This is a genomic window from Burkholderia sp. MSMB617WGS (assembly GCF_001532025.2).
Classification (GTDB): Bacteria; Pseudomonadota; Gammaproteobacteria; order Burkholderiales; family Burkholderiaceae; genus Burkholderia; species Burkholderia savannae.
The window spans coordinates 2,815,930-2,832,141 of the sequence record NZ_CP013458.1; the positions used below are offsets into that span (position 1 = coordinate 2,815,930).

17 protein-coding genes are annotated in these 16,212 nt (G+C 65.7%); 8 read left to right on the forward strand and 9 right to left on the reverse strand.

All coding sequences use genetic code 11. The features are described from left to right. Positions 1-110: 110 nt before the first annotated feature. From WT60_RS33200 to hpnD, 4 genes are read right to left on the reverse strand one after another with little or no spacing between them, the layout of a single operon-like run. Positions 111-818 carry a phosphorylase gene (locus WT60_RS33200; RefSeq protein WP_060356898.1) on the reverse strand — a complete coding sequence of 236 codons (708 nt, stop codon included), beginning with the start codon at positions 816-818 and terminating at the stop codon, positions 111-113. A 6-nt stretch (positions 819-824) separates the two neighbouring features. Next, positions 825-2,822, reverse strand: a complete 1,998-nt coding sequence (gene shc, locus WT60_RS33205) for a squalene--hopene cyclase (protein WP_060356897.1) — start codon at positions 2,820-2,822, stop codon at positions 825-827. Positions 2,823-2,833: 11 nt separating this feature from the next. Further along, the gene (locus WT60_RS35525; protein ID WP_052145103.1) at positions 2,834-3,166 is read right to left on the reverse strand and encodes a hypothetical protein; all 333 of its coding nucleotides are present in this window, start codon (positions 3,164-3,166) and stop codon (positions 2,834-2,836) included. Positions 3,167-3,170: 4 nt separating this feature from the next. Continuing rightward, positions 3,171-4,019 carry a presqualene diphosphate synthase HpnD gene (gene hpnD, locus WT60_RS33215; protein WP_059670764.1) on the reverse strand — a complete coding sequence of 283 codons (849 nt, stop codon included), beginning with the start codon at positions 4,017-4,019 and terminating at the stop codon, positions 3,171-3,173. Between the two features lie 613 nt (positions 4,020-4,632). Here hpnD and WT60_RS34890 point away from each other — a divergent pair. Then, positions 4,633-4,983: a hypothetical protein gene (locus tag WT60_RS34890; RefSeq protein WP_186448640.1), complete on the forward strand. Its 351-nt coding sequence runs from the start codon at positions 4,633-4,635 to the stop codon at positions 4,981-4,983. Positions 4,984-5,036: 53 nt separating this feature from the next. Next, positions 5,037-5,942, forward strand: a complete 906-nt coding sequence (locus tag WT60_RS33230; RefSeq protein WP_038755509.1) for an alpha/beta fold hydrolase — start codon at positions 5,037-5,039, stop codon at positions 5,940-5,942. A gap of 289 nt (positions 5,943-6,231) precedes the next feature. On the opposite strand, the gene WT60_RS33235 is transcribed toward WT60_RS33230, so the two are convergent. From WT60_RS33235 to WT60_RS33245, 3 genes are read right to left on the reverse strand one after another with little or no spacing between them, the layout of a single operon-like run. Then, a complete protein-coding gene (locus tag WT60_RS33235; RefSeq protein ID WP_038755507.1) occupies positions 6,232-7,167 on the reverse strand; it encodes a diguanylate cyclase in 936 nt (311 codons plus the stop codon). Further along, positions 7,164-7,787 (reverse strand): chemotaxis protein CheC, encoded by a 624-nt coding sequence (locus WT60_RS33240; RefSeq protein WP_038755506.1) that lies wholly within the window; start codon positions 7,785-7,787, stop codon positions 7,164-7,166. Before WT60_RS33240 ends, WT60_RS33235 begins: the two co-directional genes overlap by 4 nt. Then, positions 7,780-8,148, reverse strand: a complete 369-nt coding sequence (locus WT60_RS33245) for a response regulator (protein ID WP_038755504.1) — start codon at positions 8,146-8,148, stop codon at positions 7,780-7,782. Before WT60_RS33245 ends, WT60_RS33240 begins: the two co-directional genes overlap by 8 nt. Positions 8,149-8,652: 504 nt before the next feature. On the opposite strand from WT60_RS33245, the gene WT60_RS33255 reads away from it, so the two are divergent. After that, positions 8,653-10,932: a hybrid sensor histidine kinase/response regulator gene (locus WT60_RS33255; protein ID WP_060355730.1), complete on the forward strand. Its 2,280-nt coding sequence runs from the start codon at positions 8,653-8,655 to the stop codon at positions 10,930-10,932. Between the two features lie 245 nt (positions 10,933-11,177). On the opposite strand, the gene WT60_RS33265 is transcribed toward WT60_RS33255, so the two are convergent. Next, positions 11,178-11,735 (reverse strand): NADPH-dependent FMN reductase, encoded by a 558-nt coding sequence (locus WT60_RS33265; RefSeq protein WP_038755500.1) that lies wholly within the window; start codon positions 11,733-11,735, stop codon positions 11,178-11,180. A gap of 392 nt (positions 11,736-12,127) precedes the next feature. On the opposite strand from WT60_RS33265, the gene WT60_RS33270 reads away from it, so the two are divergent. Beyond that, entirely contained in the window at positions 12,128-12,733 is a 606-nt protein-coding gene (locus WT60_RS33270; protein ID WP_038755498.1) for an RNA polymerase factor sigma-70, read from the forward strand. Further along, positions 12,714-12,911, forward strand: coding sequence for a zf-HC2 domain-containing protein (locus WT60_RS33275; protein ID WP_038755496.1), 198 nt, complete (start codon positions 12,714-12,716; stop codon positions 12,909-12,911). The genes WT60_RS33270 and WT60_RS33275 overlap by 20 nt, the downstream gene beginning before the upstream one ends. 286 nt (positions 12,912-13,197) lie before the next feature. On the opposite strand, the gene arsC is transcribed toward WT60_RS33275, so the two are convergent. Next, positions 13,198-13,554: an arsenate reductase (glutaredoxin) gene (arsC, locus tag WT60_RS33280; protein ID WP_060355731.1), complete on the reverse strand. Its 357-nt coding sequence runs from the start codon at positions 13,552-13,554 to the stop codon at positions 13,198-13,200. Positions 13,555-13,684: 130 nt separating this feature from the next. Between arsC and WT60_RS34895 the strand changes: the two genes are divergently transcribed. The 3 genes from WT60_RS34895 (at position 13,685) to WT60_RS33295 (ending at position 16,119) form a co-directional block, all read left to right on the forward strand. Then, positions 13,685-14,278 (forward strand): hypothetical protein, encoded by a 594-nt coding sequence (locus WT60_RS34895; RefSeq protein ID WP_186448641.1) that lies wholly within the window; start codon positions 13,685-13,687, stop codon positions 14,276-14,278. Positions 14,279-14,358: 80 nt separating this feature from the next. Next, positions 14,359-15,021, forward strand: a complete 663-nt coding sequence (gene parA / locus WT60_RS33290) for a ParA family partition ATPase (RefSeq protein WP_038755455.1) — start codon at positions 14,359-14,361, stop codon at positions 15,019-15,021. Between the two features lie 24 nt (positions 15,022-15,045). Further along, the gene (locus tag WT60_RS33295) at positions 15,046-16,119 is read left to right on the forward strand and encodes a ParB/RepB/Spo0J family partition protein (RefSeq protein WP_060355733.1); all 1,074 of its coding nucleotides are present in this window, start codon (positions 15,046-15,048) and stop codon (positions 16,117-16,119) included. Positions 16,120-16,212 lie beyond the last annotated feature (93 nt).

A 16,212-nucleotide genomic window follows, 5' to 3' on the forward strand; every position in this document is an offset into this window, starting at 1 on the left:
GCGCGCCGCAATCATTTCGAACGGCGAACCGATTCACGTCGCGCTCGCGCGAGAGACGCGCCCCATCGCAAGCCGCTGCGCGACGCACCGAAGCCCGCCGCGCACCGCGCTCAACCGATCCGCCACGCCCCCGCACGCTCGAACGCCCGCCGCGCTTGCACGAGCGTCGAGCGCGCCGCGCGCGCATCGCCCGCCACCTGCAGCAGCGCGCCGAGTTGCGAAGGCTCTTTCGCGAGCTCGCGCAGGATCGGCAGGATCGCCGTGCTGCCGTCGTCGCGCAGCCCGGCCGTCGCCGCTTTCGGCAGCGTGCGCCATACCGGGTCGACGATCGCGCGGCACACCGCGAACGGCACGCCGCGCGCCGCCGCGAACGCGCCGGCGATGTGCGATTCCATGTCGACCGCGAGCGCGCCCTTCGCCCGATGCAGCATTTCCTTCTCGCGCGCGTCGACGACGGGCGCGCCGACCGCCGCGACCGTGCCGCGCCGCGTGCGCGACGCGACCGGCGTGCCCGCGAGCGCGGCGACGATGCGCGCGCTCCACGCGGAATCGGTGTCGAGCACGCCGAACGGCCCGTCGACCGCATCGGCGACGATCAGCGCGCCCGGCGCGAGATCGGGCGCGAGCCCGCCCGCCGTTCCGAAGCTGACGATGCCCGCGCAGCCGTGCGCGTCGGCCGCTTCGGCGAGCGCGCGCTCGAGCCGATCGGCGCGCGCCGCATAGGCCGCCTCGACGCCCGCGCCGCGCGCGATGCGCGCTTCGAACGCCATCCCGGCGACGGCGATCACGGGCGCGGCCGACCGGCCGGAACTTGCCATCGTCCGTTACATCCCGACCGTCACGCGCGTCGTGTTCGCGCGCTTCAGGTTGCGATAGCGGGCGAGCGCCCACAGCGGGAAGAACTTGCGGTAGCCGTGATAGCGCAGGTAGAACACGCGCGGGAAACCCGTTGCGGTGAAGCGCGTCTCGTCCCACAAGCCGTGCTCGCGCTGCGCGCCGAGCAGATGGTCGATCCCGCGCGCGACGGCCGGATTGTCGGCTTCGCCCGCCGCCATCAGGCCGAGCAGCGCCCACGCGGTCTGCGACGACGTGCTCGACGCACGCTCGTAGCCGCGATAGTTGAGCTTGTAGCTTTCGCCGTCCTCGCCCCAGCCGCCGTCCTGATTCTGGATCGACAGCAGCCATTGCGCCGCACGCTTCACGCGCGGGTCGTCATGGCCGAGGCCCGCCGCGTTCAGCGCGCACAGCGCGGTCCACGTGCCGTAGATATAGTTCATCCCCCAGCGGCCGTACCAGCTGCCGTCCGGTTCCTGCTCCTTCAGGATGTAGTCGAACGCGCGGCGCGCGGGCTCGCTCGACGCGTTCGTCTCGCCGAGCTGCGCGAGCATCGACAGGCAGCGGCCCGACACGTCGGCGGTCGGCGGATCGAGCAGCGCGCCGTGATCCGAGAACGGAATGTTGTTCAGGTAGTACTGCGTATTCTCCGGCTCGAACGCGCCCCAGCCGCCGTCGCTGCTCTGCATGCCGACGACCCATTCGCGCGCGCGCGCGATCTGCTCGCGATACGCATCCGTCTGATCGAGCTTCGCGACGCGGTCCATCGCCATCACGACGACTGCCGTGTCGTCGACGTCCGGATAGTGCGGGTTCGCGTACTGGAACGCCCAGCCGCCCGGACGCACGTGCGGACGGCGCGAGATCCAGTCGCCGCGCACGTCGAGAATCTGGCGCGGCACGAGCCAGTCGAGGCCGCGCACGGCCGCTTCGCGCGCACGCTCGTCGCCCGTTTCGAGGAGCGCGTGCGCGGCGAGCGACGTGTCCCAGACGGGCGACAGGCACGGCTGGCAATACGCCTCTTCTTCGCCGACGACGAGCAGCTTCTCGATCGACTGGCGCGCGATCGCGCGGTTCGGATGATCTTCGGGATAGCCGAGCGCCGCGTACATCATCACCGCGTTCGCCATCGCCGGATAGATCGCGCCGAGGCCGTCCTCGCCGTTCAGGCGCTCGTCGACGAACGCGACCGCCTGCCGGATCGCGCGCTCGCGCGTGTAGCGGGGGAACAGGCCGTCGACGAGGCGCAGCACGCCGTCGACGACGCGGAAGAACGCGAACCAGCCGGTTCTCTGGTGAGGCTGCTTCGGCAGCAGGCCCGTGTTGACGGGCGCGCTCTTGAACAGCTCGTCGATGCGCACGCCGCGCGGGTTCTTCGCGACCGGGCGCTTCGCGTTCAGCACGAGCAGCGGCACGATCACGGTGCGCGCCCAGTACGACACCTTCGACAGATGGAACGGGAACCACTGCGGCAGCAGCATCACTTCGACCGGCATCATCGGCACCGCGTACCACGGCACGACGCCGTACAGCGCGAGCTGAATCCGCGTGAACACGTTCGATATCTCCGCGCCGCCCATCGCGTGGATCGCGCGGCGCGCGCGCTGCATGTGCTCGGCGTTTTCGTCGTCGCCGATCACCTTCAGCGCGAAGTACGCCTTCACGCTCGCGCTGATGTTCGGCGCGCCGTCGGTGAACAGCGGCCAGCCGCCCTCCGGCTGCTGGATGCGGCGCAGATAGCGCGCGATCTTCTGCTCCAGCTCGACGTTCGGCTCCTCGCCGAGATAGTGGACGAGCAGCACGTATTCGGCCGGGATCGTCGAATCGGCTTCGAGCTCGTAGACCCAGTGGCCGTCCGCGTTCTGCGCGGCAAGAAGCGCGTCGGTCGCGCGCGCGACGGCGGCATCGAGGCCTTCCGCCACGGCGGGCGCGGCGGCGGCCGGCGCGGCGGCTGCGTCGAGCGTCTGCATTTCGGTCATGTCGTTCATCGGTCCCTCTCTTATTGACGGCGCGCGCGCCCGGCGATCTTGCCCGGTCGAAGCGCGCGCCCGTTCGTCGCGGGCCGGCCTGCGGCCGTCCAAGCGCCCGCGAGCACCTGGTTCGACACGCGCGTACGCGTGCCGGGGGTTTGCATCCGCCGCGCGGGAGCCGCGCGGCGAACCGTCGGCACGATGCGCACGCCGCATCCGATCGTCATGCGCTGTGTGCGATCGGATCGGCGCCGCCCGTGTGCGGCGGCAAATGGCGATGCGGTGCGCGGCGCGCGCCGCCGTTCGAGCGTCGCGATGCGGCCCGACGGGCGTGCGCGGCCCGCATCGACGGTGTCCCGCATCGAATCAGAACAGCGCGTAGCGCGCCGCGAGCAGCAGCATCCGCGCGCGCGGCTTGCGCAGCGGCGCGCGCGGCGGCGCGAAGCCGCGCGCCACCGCGGCTTCGAGAATCAGACGATACGCACCCGACATGATGCGCGGCGCGCGAACCTGCGCGCGCCGCGACATATCCATCACCGCATCGGCCTGCGCGAAATGCCGCCGCGCGCGCTCGACGAGCGTCGTGCAGACGCGCGGCAGATTCGGATCGCGCGCGATCGTCTGCGGATCGGTGATCGCGATCCCTTCGCGCGTGAGCAGCTCGCGCGGCAGGTAGCAGCGGTTGATCGCCGCGTCGTCGTCGATGTCGCGCAGGATGTTCGTCAATTGCAGCGCGCGGCCGAGGTGGTGCGACAGCACGCGGCCGGGCTCGTCCGGCATCCCGAAAATCCTCACCGATAGCCGGCCGGCCGAGCTCGCGACGCGGTCGCAATACAGGTCGAGCGTCTGTTCGTCGGGCGCGCAGATGTCCTCGGCGGCGTCCATCGCCATGCCGTCGATCATCGCGTGGAAGTCTTCGCGATGCAGACCGAACTTCCCGATCTCGCGCGCGAGCGGTGCGAGCGACGCGCGCGGCTTGCCCGCATAGCAGTCGTCGATGTCGGCGCGCCAGCGGTCGAGCTGCGCCGCGCGCTCGGTGCGCGGGCCGCCTTCGTCGGCGATGTCGTCGACCGCGCGGCAGAACGCATAGACCTGAAACATCGCGTCGCGCTGCTCCGCGGGCAGGATGCGCATCGCGAGATAGAAAGAGCTGCCCGATGTGGCGGCAGCGGCGTCGGTTTCGTTATCGTCCACGACGGGATTGGAAACGGCCAAGACGAGCTCCGCTATGGCGCCCTTGCGGGGCGATTGAAGAAGCCATGCCCGGCTGGGATGGTAAATGCGTGCGAGATGCGCGAACGATCGGCGCAGACAGGCACAAATTACCGGCGGGAAACCGGAATTGGGCGAGAGTATAGCAATCTTTAAGGGTCGCTGCCGCGCGGTTCGGCTGTCGAATACGGGCGGGCGGCGACGTGCGACGGGTTCGTGGCGGGTTCTTGTCAATAGTGCGGCCAGTGGTTCGTTTTCGTTGACGATGCGGAACTGGATGGCTTGATGGAATAGGGGGCGCAAACGCGACGATGGCTGGGCGGTGGCGGCGGATTTCGTTTTCCGACGGCCTCGAATCGTCGGATTGGATATGGATTAATGGCTGTTCGAATTTAGTTGACGCCCTCTTTGGCGGATATGGTCCGCCCCCATCATTATTCGGCGGAATCCGTGCCTTTCTGCCGTCCGTTGCATTTCGATCGCCGTTGCCGTTGCCGTTGCCGTTGCCGTTGCCGTTGCCGTTGCCGTTGCCGTTGCCGTTGCCGTTGCCGTTGCCGTTGCCGTTGCCGTTGACTTGGGCTTGGGCTTGGGCTTGGGCTTGGGCTTGGGCTTGGGCTTGGGCTTGGGCTTGGGCGTCGGCGTCGGCGTCGGCGTCGGCGTCGGCGTCGGCGTCGGCGTCGGCGTCGGCGTCGGCGTCGGCGTCGGCTTCGGCGTCGGCTTCGGCATCGGCATCGGCTTCGGCTTCGGCTTCGGCTTCGGCTTCGGCTTCGGCTTCGGCTTCGGCTTCGGCTTCGGCTTCGGCTTCGGCTTCGGCGTTGAGCGTACGCCATCCGGCACGCGGTGCTCGGTAGCCCGCAATCCGCGCGGCGCCGAACGATCCGCCGTCGGCGCCCGCATGCCATATGCCCGCAACAAGATACCTTCTCGGGGCTCGATCAAACGCGACACCGCGCCGATTCCTCACTAAGATGGCGCTGGCTTACGATCAGCCACAAGAACCATGACCGACAGGAGACAGATTTGCCGACCGAACCGCGCGACACCACCGCCGACCGCCGCGACCCCGCGGCCTCGTCCCCTCTGCCTTTCGTGCTCGTGCACGGCGCGTGGCACGGCGCATGGGCCTACGAACGGGTGATTCCCGCGCTCGCCGCGCACGGCCACGCGGCGCTCGCGCGCGATCTGCCCGCGCACGGCATCAACGCCCGCTTTCCCGCATCGTTCTTCCAGCGCCCGCTCGACGCCGCCGCGTTCGCGAGCGAGCCGTCGCCCGTCGCGGGCACGACGCTCGACGACTACGTCGACCACGTGCTGCGCACCGTCGATCAGGCTCGCGCGCTCGGTCACGAACAGGTCGTGCTGGTCGGCCACAGCATGGGCGGCATTGCGATCACGATGGCCGCCGAGCGCGCGCCCGAGAAAATCGCGAAGCTCGTCTACCTGGCTGCGTTCATGCCGACCGCGGGCACCACGGGCCTCGACTACGTGCGCGCGCCCGAGAACCAGGGCGAGATGCTCGCGCCGCTGATGATGGCGAGCCCGAAGGCGACGGGCGCGCTGCGGATGGACCCGCGCAGCGAAGACCCGGCGTACCGCGCGGCGGCGAAGCGCGCGCTCTGCGACGACGCCAGCGACGCCGACCACACGGCGATCGGCCATTTGCTCAGTTGCGACGTGCCCGCGGCGCCGTTCGCGACGCGCATCGAGACGACGGCCGCGCGGTGGGGCTCGATCGAGCGTCACTACATCAAATGCCTGCGCGACCGGGTGTTGCTGCCCGCGCTGCAGCAGCGCTTCGTCGACGAGGCCGACGCGCTCGCCCCCGGCAACCGCACGCGCGTGCACACGCTCGACAGCAGCCACTCGCCGTTCATCGCGCAGCCGCACGCCGTCGCCGATACGCTCGCCGCGATCGCGCGCGGCTGACGCTCGCCGCCTCGCCGCTCACGCGCCGAAGCGGTGCGGCGCGCCGATCGCCTCGCTTCGTGCGCGCTGCAGCGTTTCTCGAGCGTATGCTGGTTGCCCGATTGATCGATTGATCGATTGATCGATTGATCGATTGGGCGATTGGGCGATTGGGCGATTGGGCGATTGGGCGATTGGGCGATTGGGCGATTGGGCGATTGGGCGATCAGGCGATCAGGCGATCAGGCGATCAGGCAGTCTAATCATTTGCCCCCAAAGCAAGCGCATCGCCCCCTCCCAACCCACCACCTCACCCAAACGCAACCGAACAATTGCGCCCCTGCCGCTTCGCGCGGTAAAGCGCGGCATCGGCTTCGTTGACGAGCGTCTCGTGCGTGAGCGCGCCCACGTGCGCGGCCGCGCCGCCCACGCTCGCCGTCACCGGCACCCGCGCGCCTTCCGCTTCGATCGGCGTGCTGCCGATCGTCTGGCGGATCTTCTCGGCCACTTGCATCGCCTCGTCGAGCGACGTGCACGGCAGCAGCAGCGCGAATTCCTCGCCGCCGAAGCGGCCGAACGTGTCCTGCGAACGCACGACGTCCGCGACGCGCTGCGCCATCACGCGCAACACGTTGTCCCCGACGACATGGCCGAAGCGATCGTTGATCGTCTTGAAGTGGTCGAGATCGAACAGCAGCACCGACAGATTGCCGCCGTAACGCTGCCAGCGCGAGAACTCGTCGCGCAGCCGCGCCTCGAAGAAGCGCCGGTTCGCAATGCCCGTCAGGCCGTCGCGGTTCGCATATTCCTGCAGCTTCGCGACGGCCTCCTCGCGCTCGCGCTGCATCACGCTCACGTGCGTGACGTCGGAGATCGTCACGCAGACGGCCTCCACTTCGCGTGCGCGCGCGATCGGCACGAACGTGCAGTCCTGCTGCATGAAGTCGACGCCGCCCGTGATCGGCCGGTCATGATCGAAGCGGAACAGATACGGGCGCTGCTCCCACGAGCTGAACGCAAAGCTGCCGAGCTGAAACACGCTCTCGATCTTGCGCGACAGCCACGCGCGCGGCAGCTCCGGAAAGCAGTCGAACAGATTGCGGCCGATCACGTCGGCCGCGGCGACGCCGCTGTGGTCCTGCATGAACCGGTTCCACATGAGCACCTTCATCTCGCGGTCGAGCACGAAAATACCGAAGCTGACCCGTTCGATGACGAGATCGCTCAGCGAAGCAAGCAGGTTCATAAGCTGGACAGCAACGTATCGAGGGCGTCGCTCATGTGACGAATCGAGTCTTCCGCGAGCAGCATCACGAAATGCGTGCGGGCACCGTCGTCCGCGACGCCGAAATTCACTTCGAGCAGGAGCGTCTCGCTCCACGCGAGCACGTCGGGCTGAAACACGTCGTCGAGCGCGATGTCTTCGCCGAGCAGCCCCGGCGGCGAAAACACCGGCGTGCGCCCGAGTTCGTCGAGAATCGACGACACGCACGCGCCCATCAGCACGTTCGCCATGTCGAACATCAGCTCGGCCTGCGTGACGGTGCCGAACTCGCCGTCCGCGTACGCATCGTCGACGAGCGACACGAGCTGGCCGACGCCCGCGCTGCGGCACAGCATCAGCGCCTCGCCCTTGATGTCGGAGCGGAAGCCCTGACGCACGGCGGTCACGTTGTCGTGAATGCCCGTCATGTCGCGCAGCACGCGCCCGACGTCGGCCGCGCGCACGACGCGCACGCGCGGCACCGACAGCTCGATGAAGGTGCCGAGGAGAAGCGCGAGGCGCGCCGCCGCGCGTCCCATCGCGAGGTTGGCGATCTCCTGCAAGGCGTCGCGTTGCTCCGCCGTCAACACCGTCTCAGACATACAACCCATACTCCTTGAGAATGGGCAGCAATGCTTCCGAGGTGACGGGCTTGGCGACGAAAGCCGCCGCGCCCAGCTCGCGCACGCGTGCCTGCGCCATCGGTTGGATATCGGCGGACACGACGATCACGAACGTGTTCAGATCCTCGCCGCGCAACGTCTCGAGCACTTCGTAGCCGCTCATGTCCGGCATCGTCAGATCGAGGAACATCACCGATGCCTTGCCGTCGCGATACAGCATCAACGCGTCGCGACCGTTCGACGCATAGTTCACGTCGACGTCCCAATCCGCCGGCAGCGCCTTCGTCAGCAGCTTGCGAGCGAGCAAGGAATCGTCGGCGATCACAATCGGCAGGGGCATGGCTGTCGTAACGGTAAACGGAGTCGTGTGTCTCGCGTTAACGACGGTTCGCCGCGCTTCTTTAGGCAAGGTGCGACTGGGCGATACGAGGGACGAACCACGCGCGAACCGCTCGGCTCGCAAGAACCGGCTCGACACGCCGGATGCGCCCGCCCGCGGATGAACCTCGCCGAGGCCGCGCCCGGGCATCGCGGGCATTTTCCGCATAGGAAAGCGATGCGGGATTCTGGGAGTAAACCCCGTGCGTTGCAACTCGCCATTTTTGCGGGTTCGAACAGAATTGATTAGCCCGAATTCGAATCCGGGAATAGCTCGGGTTGTTTTCGCGATAAGCACGCAAATTATTCCTTTGCTTACGTTTGCGCTTTTGAATTCGTCGCTGTTTGCGCGAAGCCGCCGCAAGCGAAGGAAATCCGGGCTTGCGCAATGCCCGCGCCGCATCGGGGCGCGCACGCGCGACTCGTTTATGATGCCGATCAATCCTCTTGCACTCGTTCGCCAACCATGACGCCCGAACGGCCCGACGCCTCACGCTCGACACCGCCCGACAATGATTGGGAGGACGATGCGTCGTTCGCATCCGGCGCGCCGGAGCACGACTTCGCGGTGCGGCGCGTGACGCTCATCGTGATGCTCGTCGCCGCGATCGTGCTGCCGTGCGTCTACGTCGCGGTGATGGCGTACAACGACATGCGCACGCGCGAAGCGACCGCGCGCGACGTGACGATGCGCACCGTGCGCGTCGCGGAAGAACACGCGCTGAAGGTGTTCGACCTGTCGGAGACGCTCGACGCGCGCATCGTCGATCTCGTGCAGGATCTCGACGACGCCGCGGTCCGCAACGCCGAAGCCGACATCCACGACGCGCTCAACACGATCGGCGGCGGCTATCCGCAGGTCGCGTCGGTGTCGATCTTCGGCGCGAGCGGGATGCTGCTCGCAAACAGCCTCTATTACCCGGCGCCGTATGCGTCGATCACGAATCGCGACGATTTCGTCGGCATCCGCGACGGCAAGGTGATCGAGCACATCTCGCGCGTGATGCCGGGGCCGCTCAAGGCGGCGAATCCGGGGCCCGTGTTCAACACGGGCGTCGCGCGGCGTCACAGCGACGGAACGTTCGCGGGAATGGTGTCGATCGCGCTGAAATCAGCGTATTTCAATGCGTTCTATCGCGATCTGCTCGGCGGCGCGGACGCGCCGATGTCGATGGCGCTCACGCGCAGCGACGGCGCCGTGCTCGCGTCGTATCCGCCCGCGCCGCGCGGCGCGCCGGGCGACGCCGCCGCGCAGGCCGACAGCGCGACGCCGTTCGGCGGCGCGCAAGGCGATCAGCACGCGGGCGTCGTGCGCGTGAAGCGCGACGGCGACAGCGAGATCGTCGCGTACCGGCAGGTCGGCAGCTATCCGGTGTTCGTGTCGTGCGCGTACCGCACGTCGGCGATCCGCAGCGCTTGGTACGAACACCTGAGCGTCCTGTTCATCTCGATGTTCGCGCCGTCCGCCGCGCTGTGGGGCGTGATCTGGCTGTCGCTCAAGCGGCTGCGCGCGGAGGAGGAGGCGTGGGAGCGCTGGCAGGCGGAGGCGTCGATGCGGCGCTCGATCGAATCGGCGTACCGGCAATCGCGCAAGATGGAAGCGCTCGGCAATCTGGTCGGCAGCGTCGCGCACGACTTCAACAATCTGCTGATGATCATCTCGAGCAACGTGCAGATCGCGCGGCGGCGCGGCGTCCAGCATCTCGACACGGAGCTCGCCGCGATCGAGCGCGCGCTGAAGAACGGCCAGTCGCTCACGCGCCAGTTGCTCGGCGTCGCGCGCAAGCAGCCGCTGCGCAGCGAGACGATCGACATCGCGCAATGGCTCGCGTCGTGCCGCGAATTGCTGAAGACATCGCTCGGCTCGAAATCGACGCTCGCCGTCGACGCGCAGCTCGACTTGTGGCCCGTACGCGTCGACGTCGCGGAACTCGAGCTCGCGGTGATCAATCTCGCCGTCAACGCCCGCGACGCGATGCCTCAGGGCGGCCGCTTCAAGATCAGCGCGCACAACATCACGTTTCGCCGCGAGGACGGCTTTCCGCTGACGGGCGACTTCGTGCGGATCTCGGTCGAGGACACGGGGCTGGGCATGCCGCCCGACGTGCTCGCGCGCGCGTTCGAACCGCTTTTCACGACGAAGGCGAAGGGGATGGGCACGGGCCTCGGGCTGCCGCAGGTGTTCGCGTTTTGCGAGCGTTCGGGCGGCCTGGCGACGATCGAGAGCGAAGTCGGCGCCGGCACGTCGGTGCGGCTCTATCTGCCGCGCACGATGGAGCTCGCGCCGCCCGCCGCCGCGCCGGACGCGATCGATAAGCCGGCCGCATCGACGCCGGCGGGCTTGAGAATCCTGCTCGTCGAAGACAACGGCGAAGTTGCGGCGGGCACCGAGGCGCTGCTCGAGCTGCTTGGCCACCAGGTCACGCACGCGCCGAATGCGGACGACGCGCTGCGCATGCTGAACGAAGCAGGCGCCGAGCCGACCGCGCCCGGCGCATTCGATCTCGTGATCTCGGACATCCACATGCCGGGCACGATGAACGGAATCGATCTTGCGGAGGCGATCGAGCGCGGCGACGCGAAGCTGCCGGTGATTCTCATCACCGGCTATGCGGAGGAATTCGACCGGACGCGGCGCGTGCATGCGCGCCTGCTGTCGAAGCCGTTCGACATCGCGCTGCTCGACGACTTGCTGCTGAAGATTCAGCACGAGCGCGATATGGGGCACGCGGGGCGTGCTGATTGAGGTGAGCGGCGGCGCGCCGGCTGCCCGTTGGTCGATGAAGGATGGGGCGATGCGCGAGTGAGCCGGTGGGCGGTGGGCGGTGGGCGGTTGGCGGTTGGCGGTTGGCGGTTGGCGGTTGGCGGGCAGCATCGGGCCGCGATGGCGTCGGCCAAGCCGTCACCCTTCCGTGGCAGTCGATGCCAAGACGAACGCTTGAACGCGCGCGCGCCTCGACATCCGTATGTCCCGATCGCGCCGCCAATCGCTCAGGCCGGCTTCGCGTGCCGGCGCACCCAGTCCGCGTAGCGATCGACGAAACCTTGCAGGAACTTGCGCGTGTCGTCGTTGACGAGGTTGCCCTGCGCGTCGATCTTCGACGCGTCGTGCTTGATGAAGATTTCGGGCTGTCCGAGCGTCGGGACGTCGAGATACGCGAGTACGTTGCGCAGGTGCTGTTGCGCGAGCGCCGTGCCGGTCGCGCCCGGCGACGTGCCGAGCACGGCGGCCGGCTTGCCCGTCCACGAATTGCTGCCCCACGGACGCGACCCCCAGTCGAGCGCGTTCTTCAGCACGCCGGGCATCGAACGGTTGTACTCGGGCGTGACGAACAGCAGCCCCTGCGCGGCTTCGATCGACTGTTTGAAACGCTTCGCGACGTCGGGGAAATCCGCGTCGTAGTCCTGGCTATATAGCGGCAGCGAGCCGATATCGATCGATTCGAACGACAGATCGGCGGGCGCAAGCGAAATCACGGCCTGCGCGAGCGCGCGATTGAACGATTCGCGCCGCAGACTGCCGACAATCACCGCAATTCGATAAGCCATCTGATTCTCCTTCCGTTCAGTAGGTAATCAATCTGTTTTGTTTCTGATTTCGCATCAATTGGCCCTTTTATGAGCAAGCCAGCTTGAATCCCGGTAGATCGGGGCTTCGGATCGGATTTCCACAAAGTTATCCACAGAAAATGTGGATAACTTTGTGAATATGTATAGCCGTTCCATTTATATCGCCGATGTCAGTTCAGCGCGTATGTTGCCGATTGGCGGCATGGTCTACGATGAGAGCATAGCGCGCGACGGCGCGTCGAGAAACGCGAACGCGCCCGACAACGACACGCATCGCTTGCAACACCCTTGCAACGACGCGCGTCGCATGGATAATCTTGCGCTGCCGCCTGCGCGTGCCGTGTGCGCGGGCACGAACCGGAAGCCATCCCATGCAGCACGCGCGCCCCGCGCACGACGATCCCGCCTATCTCGCGCAATTGCGCCACGATTTACTCCGCTTCGCGCGCCTGCAATTGCGCGATGCCGATGCAGCCGAAGACGCCGTCCAGGAAGCGCTTGCGGCCGCGTGGGCTCAGGCCGGGCGCTTCGACGGACAGTCGAGCCACAAGACCTGGGTGTTCGGCATCCTGCGCAACAAACTGATCGACACGATGCGGGCGCGCCGGCGGACGATCAATGCGTCGGCGCTCGACGCCGAACTCGACGGCGAAGCACTTCTCGATCGCGAACTGTTCGCGGACAATGGCCACTGGGCGCCGCATGCGAAGCCGCGTCCGTGGCCGAAGCCGGAAACCGTCCTGCAGCAGCGGCAATTCTGGATGCTGTTCGAGATGTGTCTCGATCATCTGCCGGAGCAGATCGGCCGCGTGTTCATGATGCGCGAATTCCTCGACTTCGCCATCGAGGACATCTGCATGGAGCTCGAGTTGAAGGCGAATCATTGCAGCGTCCTGCTATACCGCGCACGAACCCGGCTGCGCACCTGTCTCACCGAAAAAGGCCTGACGACCGAAGATGCTACTGGGGAAATGTAAGGACATCACGCGGCTATTGTCGGACGAACTCGATCGTTCGCTGTCGCTCGACGAACGGCTCCGGGTGCGCGTGCATCTGCCGGCCTGCTCCGGCTGCCGCAACTATCGCATGCAGATTCGCTTGCTGCGGGAGGCGGCGCGCGTGTCAGGCGGGCGCGGGACGGAACAGGGCGAGTGAGCGCTCCTCGTTCCTCGATGCGCACGAATCGCGCGTGGCCGGGGCGGTGGAGAACCGCGTGGATCGTTCAATGCCAGGTCAGCCGATCTACAAGCGGCGCGGCAAATTCGACGTTCGCCTGAAATTGCTCGGGATCGGGCGAGCAACTACGCGCGCTCAAACCGCTTCTGCCACGCTGCGCTTGGACAACCACGATAGCTGGCCTGATAAGCCTCAGGCCGGCTGCATCCGTAGCAAGGAAAGCTGCCGGACCGACACTCTCTTCGAAAGTTTATTTTTTCAATAATTATTCGAACAACGATTTCACTACTTCAGGCGGGCGACCGATCACTGCCTTATCGCCGTACACGACGATAGGGCGCTGCAACAGGAGCGGGTGCTCCGCGATCGCGTCATACAGCTGCGTATCAGATATGGCGGGATCATCAAGATTGAGGTCCTTGTAAGGCACCTCGTTGTCACGGATCATTTCGCGCACCGGGCGCCCCAGTTGCCGATGGAGCGCCTTCAATTGCGCGACGGTCGGCGGTTGTTTCAGGTACTCGACGACATGAATGGCGTCCCCGGCCTGGTTGAGCGTTTCGAGCAACGCCAGCGTTTCACGCGATTTGGAGCAGCGAGGGTTGTGATAGATCGTGATCATCGGTCAGCGGATGAAAGTGGGTGAATGACGCGGGTATTGTAGCGGCCGTGGCATTAGGCGGCTGGGCGCTGGGGATTGCGGGCGAATCGCTGGTAGGTCTAGGCGTCAAGTGCTTAGTTGTCGTTGACCCATGGCGGTTGAATCGACGCGCATCGTAGGCTACGGACGCAACAGACGATATCGCGGCGTCGGACTTTATGCGCATAAAGTCCGACGCAATGCGATGACATTCGGCTTCGGCTTCGGCTTCGGCTTCGGCTTCGGCTTCGGCTTCGGCTTCGGCTTCGGCTTCGGCTTCGGCTTCGGCTTCGGCTTCGGCTTCGGCTTCGGCTTCGGCTTCGGCTTCGGCTTCGGCTTCGGCTTCGGCTTCGGCTTCGGCTTCGGCTTCGGCTTCGGCTTCGGCTTCGGCTTCGGCTTCGGCTTCGGCTTCGGCTTCGGCTTCGGCTTCGGCTTCGGCTTCGGCTTCGGCTTCGGCTTCGGCTTCGGCTTCGGCTTCGGCTTCGGCTTCGGCTTCGGCTTCGAACATCATCGCATCAGCATCTGCGCGACAACGATGGCCGCTTCGCGCACAAGTTTGATCTCCCTCGACGCGCTACAGCCCACCAACTCAGATCGCAGTGTCGAACCTGCGTTATCGATCGGCCGCCCATCACGACCGCACCCCGTCGATTCGCCCGACACCCGCCTCGGCTTTATGCGCATAAACCATCGGCCAAATGGCTAGCGCGTGGTCAGTTCACAACAAATTCATTGAAATAAAAAATTCGTCCGGTAGAATTCTCCCGATCAAAATAGGAGTGAAAATTGGCAGCTGAAATCATTGCAGTCACTCAGCAAAAGGGCGGTGTCGGCAAGAGCACCATTGCGATGCACCTCGGCGCCGCATTCCACGAAAAAGGGCGACGCGTTCTGGTAATCGACGCCGATGGCCAAAACACCCTCGTTCACTGGTCCAGCGCCTCCGCAGATAGCGACACCGGCATCCCGTTCCCCGTCGTCAACCTCGCCGAAGCGGGCAGCCAGATTCACCGCGAAATCAAGAAATTCATCAACGACTACGACGTCATCATCGTCGACTGCCCGCCGTCGATCACCGAGAAGGTGTCCGGTGTCGTACTGCTCGCCGCGACGATCGCGGTGATCCCGACTTCGTCGTCGCCGGCCGACTATTGGTCGAGCGTCGGCCTCGTCAAACTGATTCAGCAAGCGCAGGTGATGAACGAGGATCTTCGCGCCGTGTTTCTGCTGAACAAGACCGAAGAGAAGCGGATGCTCACGCGCGAATTGAAGCGTGCACTCGAAGAACTCGGCTTCCCGCTCCTCAGGACGCAAATTCCCACGCGAGAAGCCTATAAACAAGCGATGGCGCTAGGCCAAACCGTCTTGCAAATGAACGACCGCGGCGCAAAGCTCGCAGCGGCGGAAATCCGTGCATGTGCCGACGAGATCGGCGCGATGCTGCCCTGACTTTATGCGCATAAAGGACCCTGAATGAAACCCTCTCAATTCGCCAAAGGCTTCCAAGCGCGCCCCGACATCACAACCAGCGAAAAGCGCACGGCGCTCGACCGGCTCAACGCGATCGATGGTCTCGTCAAGTCCGACCCAGCCGCACCCGCTGCTCCCGCTGCTCCCGCCAGCAAATCATCGAAGAAAAACATTCCTGTCACCATCGTCGAAACGCCTCCTACAGATCCGGCCGACGAATCGAGCCACTATCGCACGTGGCGAATCGAGAATCGCTATCAGCCCGGCCAGGTGATCGAACTGCCGCTCAAGACGATCAAGCCGAGCCCCTTCAATCCTCGGCACTTTTATCTGAAATCGTCGATCGCGGAACTTGCCGTCAATCTGGCAAAGCAAGGGCAGCAGCAAGCAATTCACGTCATCCCCGATTACGACAATCCCGGCTCCTACTTCGTCAGCGATGGCGGCCGCCGCGTCCGTGCGCTGAAGGAAGCGAACAAGGAATCGGTCAAGGCAATCGTCATCGATCTGCCGATCGGCATTCAGAGCTACAAGCTCGGCTACGACCTCAACGTCCAGCGCGACTCGCAAACGGTCTTCGACAATGCGATCGTCTGGAAGCGCTTTCTCGAGGAAAAGTATTTTCAGAGCCAGAAGGAACTGGCCGAGCATCTCGGACTCGACGAATCGACGGTCGCCGTCGCGCTCTCGATCGGCAAACTGCCCGAGGCCGTGATGCAGGAGATGGTCGCGCGACCGGATCGCTTTGGTTCGAACATGGCGTATCAAGTCGGCCGATACCATACGGCGCGAGGCACCGACTCAACGCTGCGCCTCATCAACAAGATCCTGTCCGATGATCTCAGCACCCGCCAGGTGGCCGACATCGTGAAGGGAAGGGCGACCTCGCAGGAAAGCCCGAAGCCCGCGAGCCGGCAACGATATGCGCAACGGCACGAGATCAAGCTGAACGGCGTATCAGTCGGCGATCTGAAGTCGTACGGCGAAGATCGACTGGAACTGCGGCTGCGCGGCCTGACGCGAGAAAAGCGGGACGAAATCCTTCAGCAACTCGAGCGGATGCTGTTGTCGAACTGAACGCGTGAGTCAAAAAGAAACGGGGCCCAGCGGGCCCCGTTTTTTGTTGCTCGTTACCGAAGAAGTCGAATCCGCGAATCGATCGACAATCGC

Coding starts and splice junctions, on each gene's coding strand:
- WT60_RS33200 (WP_060356898.1), bottom strand. CDS start 818: ATGGCAAGTTCCGGCCGGTCGGCCGCGCCCGTGATCGCCGTCGCCGGG.
- shc (WP_060356897.1), bottom strand. CDS start 2,822: ATGAACGACATGACCGAAATGCAGACGCTCGACGCAGCCGCCGCGCCG.
- WT60_RS35525 (WP_052145103.1), bottom strand. CDS start 3,166: ATGCGGGACACCGTCGATGCGGGCCGCGCACGCCCGTCGGGCCGCATC.
- WT60_RS33235 (WP_038755507.1), bottom strand. CDS start 7,167: ATGAACCTGCTTGCTTCGCTGAGCGATCTCGTCATCGAACGGGTCAGC.
- WT60_RS33240 (WP_038755506.1), bottom strand. CDS start 7,787: ATGTCTGAGACGGTGTTGACGGCGGAGCAACGCGACGCCTTGCAGGAG.
- WT60_RS33245 (WP_038755504.1), bottom strand. CDS start 8,148: ATGCCCCTGCCGATTGTGATCGCCGACGATTCCTTGCTCGCTCGCAAG.
- WT60_RS33255 (WP_060355730.1), top strand. CDS start 8,653: ATGACGCCCGAACGGCCCGACGCCTCACGCTCGACACCGCCCGACAAT.
- WT60_RS33265 (WP_038755500.1), bottom strand. CDS start 11,735: ATGGCTTATCGAATTGCGGTGATTGTCGGCAGTCTGCGGCGCGAATCG.
- WT60_RS33270 (WP_038755498.1), top strand. CDS start 12,128: ATGCAGCACGCGCGCCCCGCGCACGACGATCCCGCCTATCTCGCGCAA.
- WT60_RS33275 (WP_038755496.1), top strand. CDS start 12,714: ATGCTACTGGGGAAATGTAAGGACATCACGCGGCTATTGTCGGACGAA.
- arsC (WP_060355731.1), bottom strand. CDS start 13,554: ATGATCACGATCTATCACAACCCTCGCTGCTCCAAATCGCGTGAAACG.
- WT60_RS34895 (WP_186448641.1), top strand. CDS start 13,685: ATGGCGGTTGAATCGACGCGCATCGTAGGCTACGGACGCAACAGACGA.
- WT60_RS33295 (WP_060355733.1), top strand. CDS start 15,046: ATGAAACCCTCTCAATTCGCCAAAGGCTTCCAAGCGCGCCCCGACATC.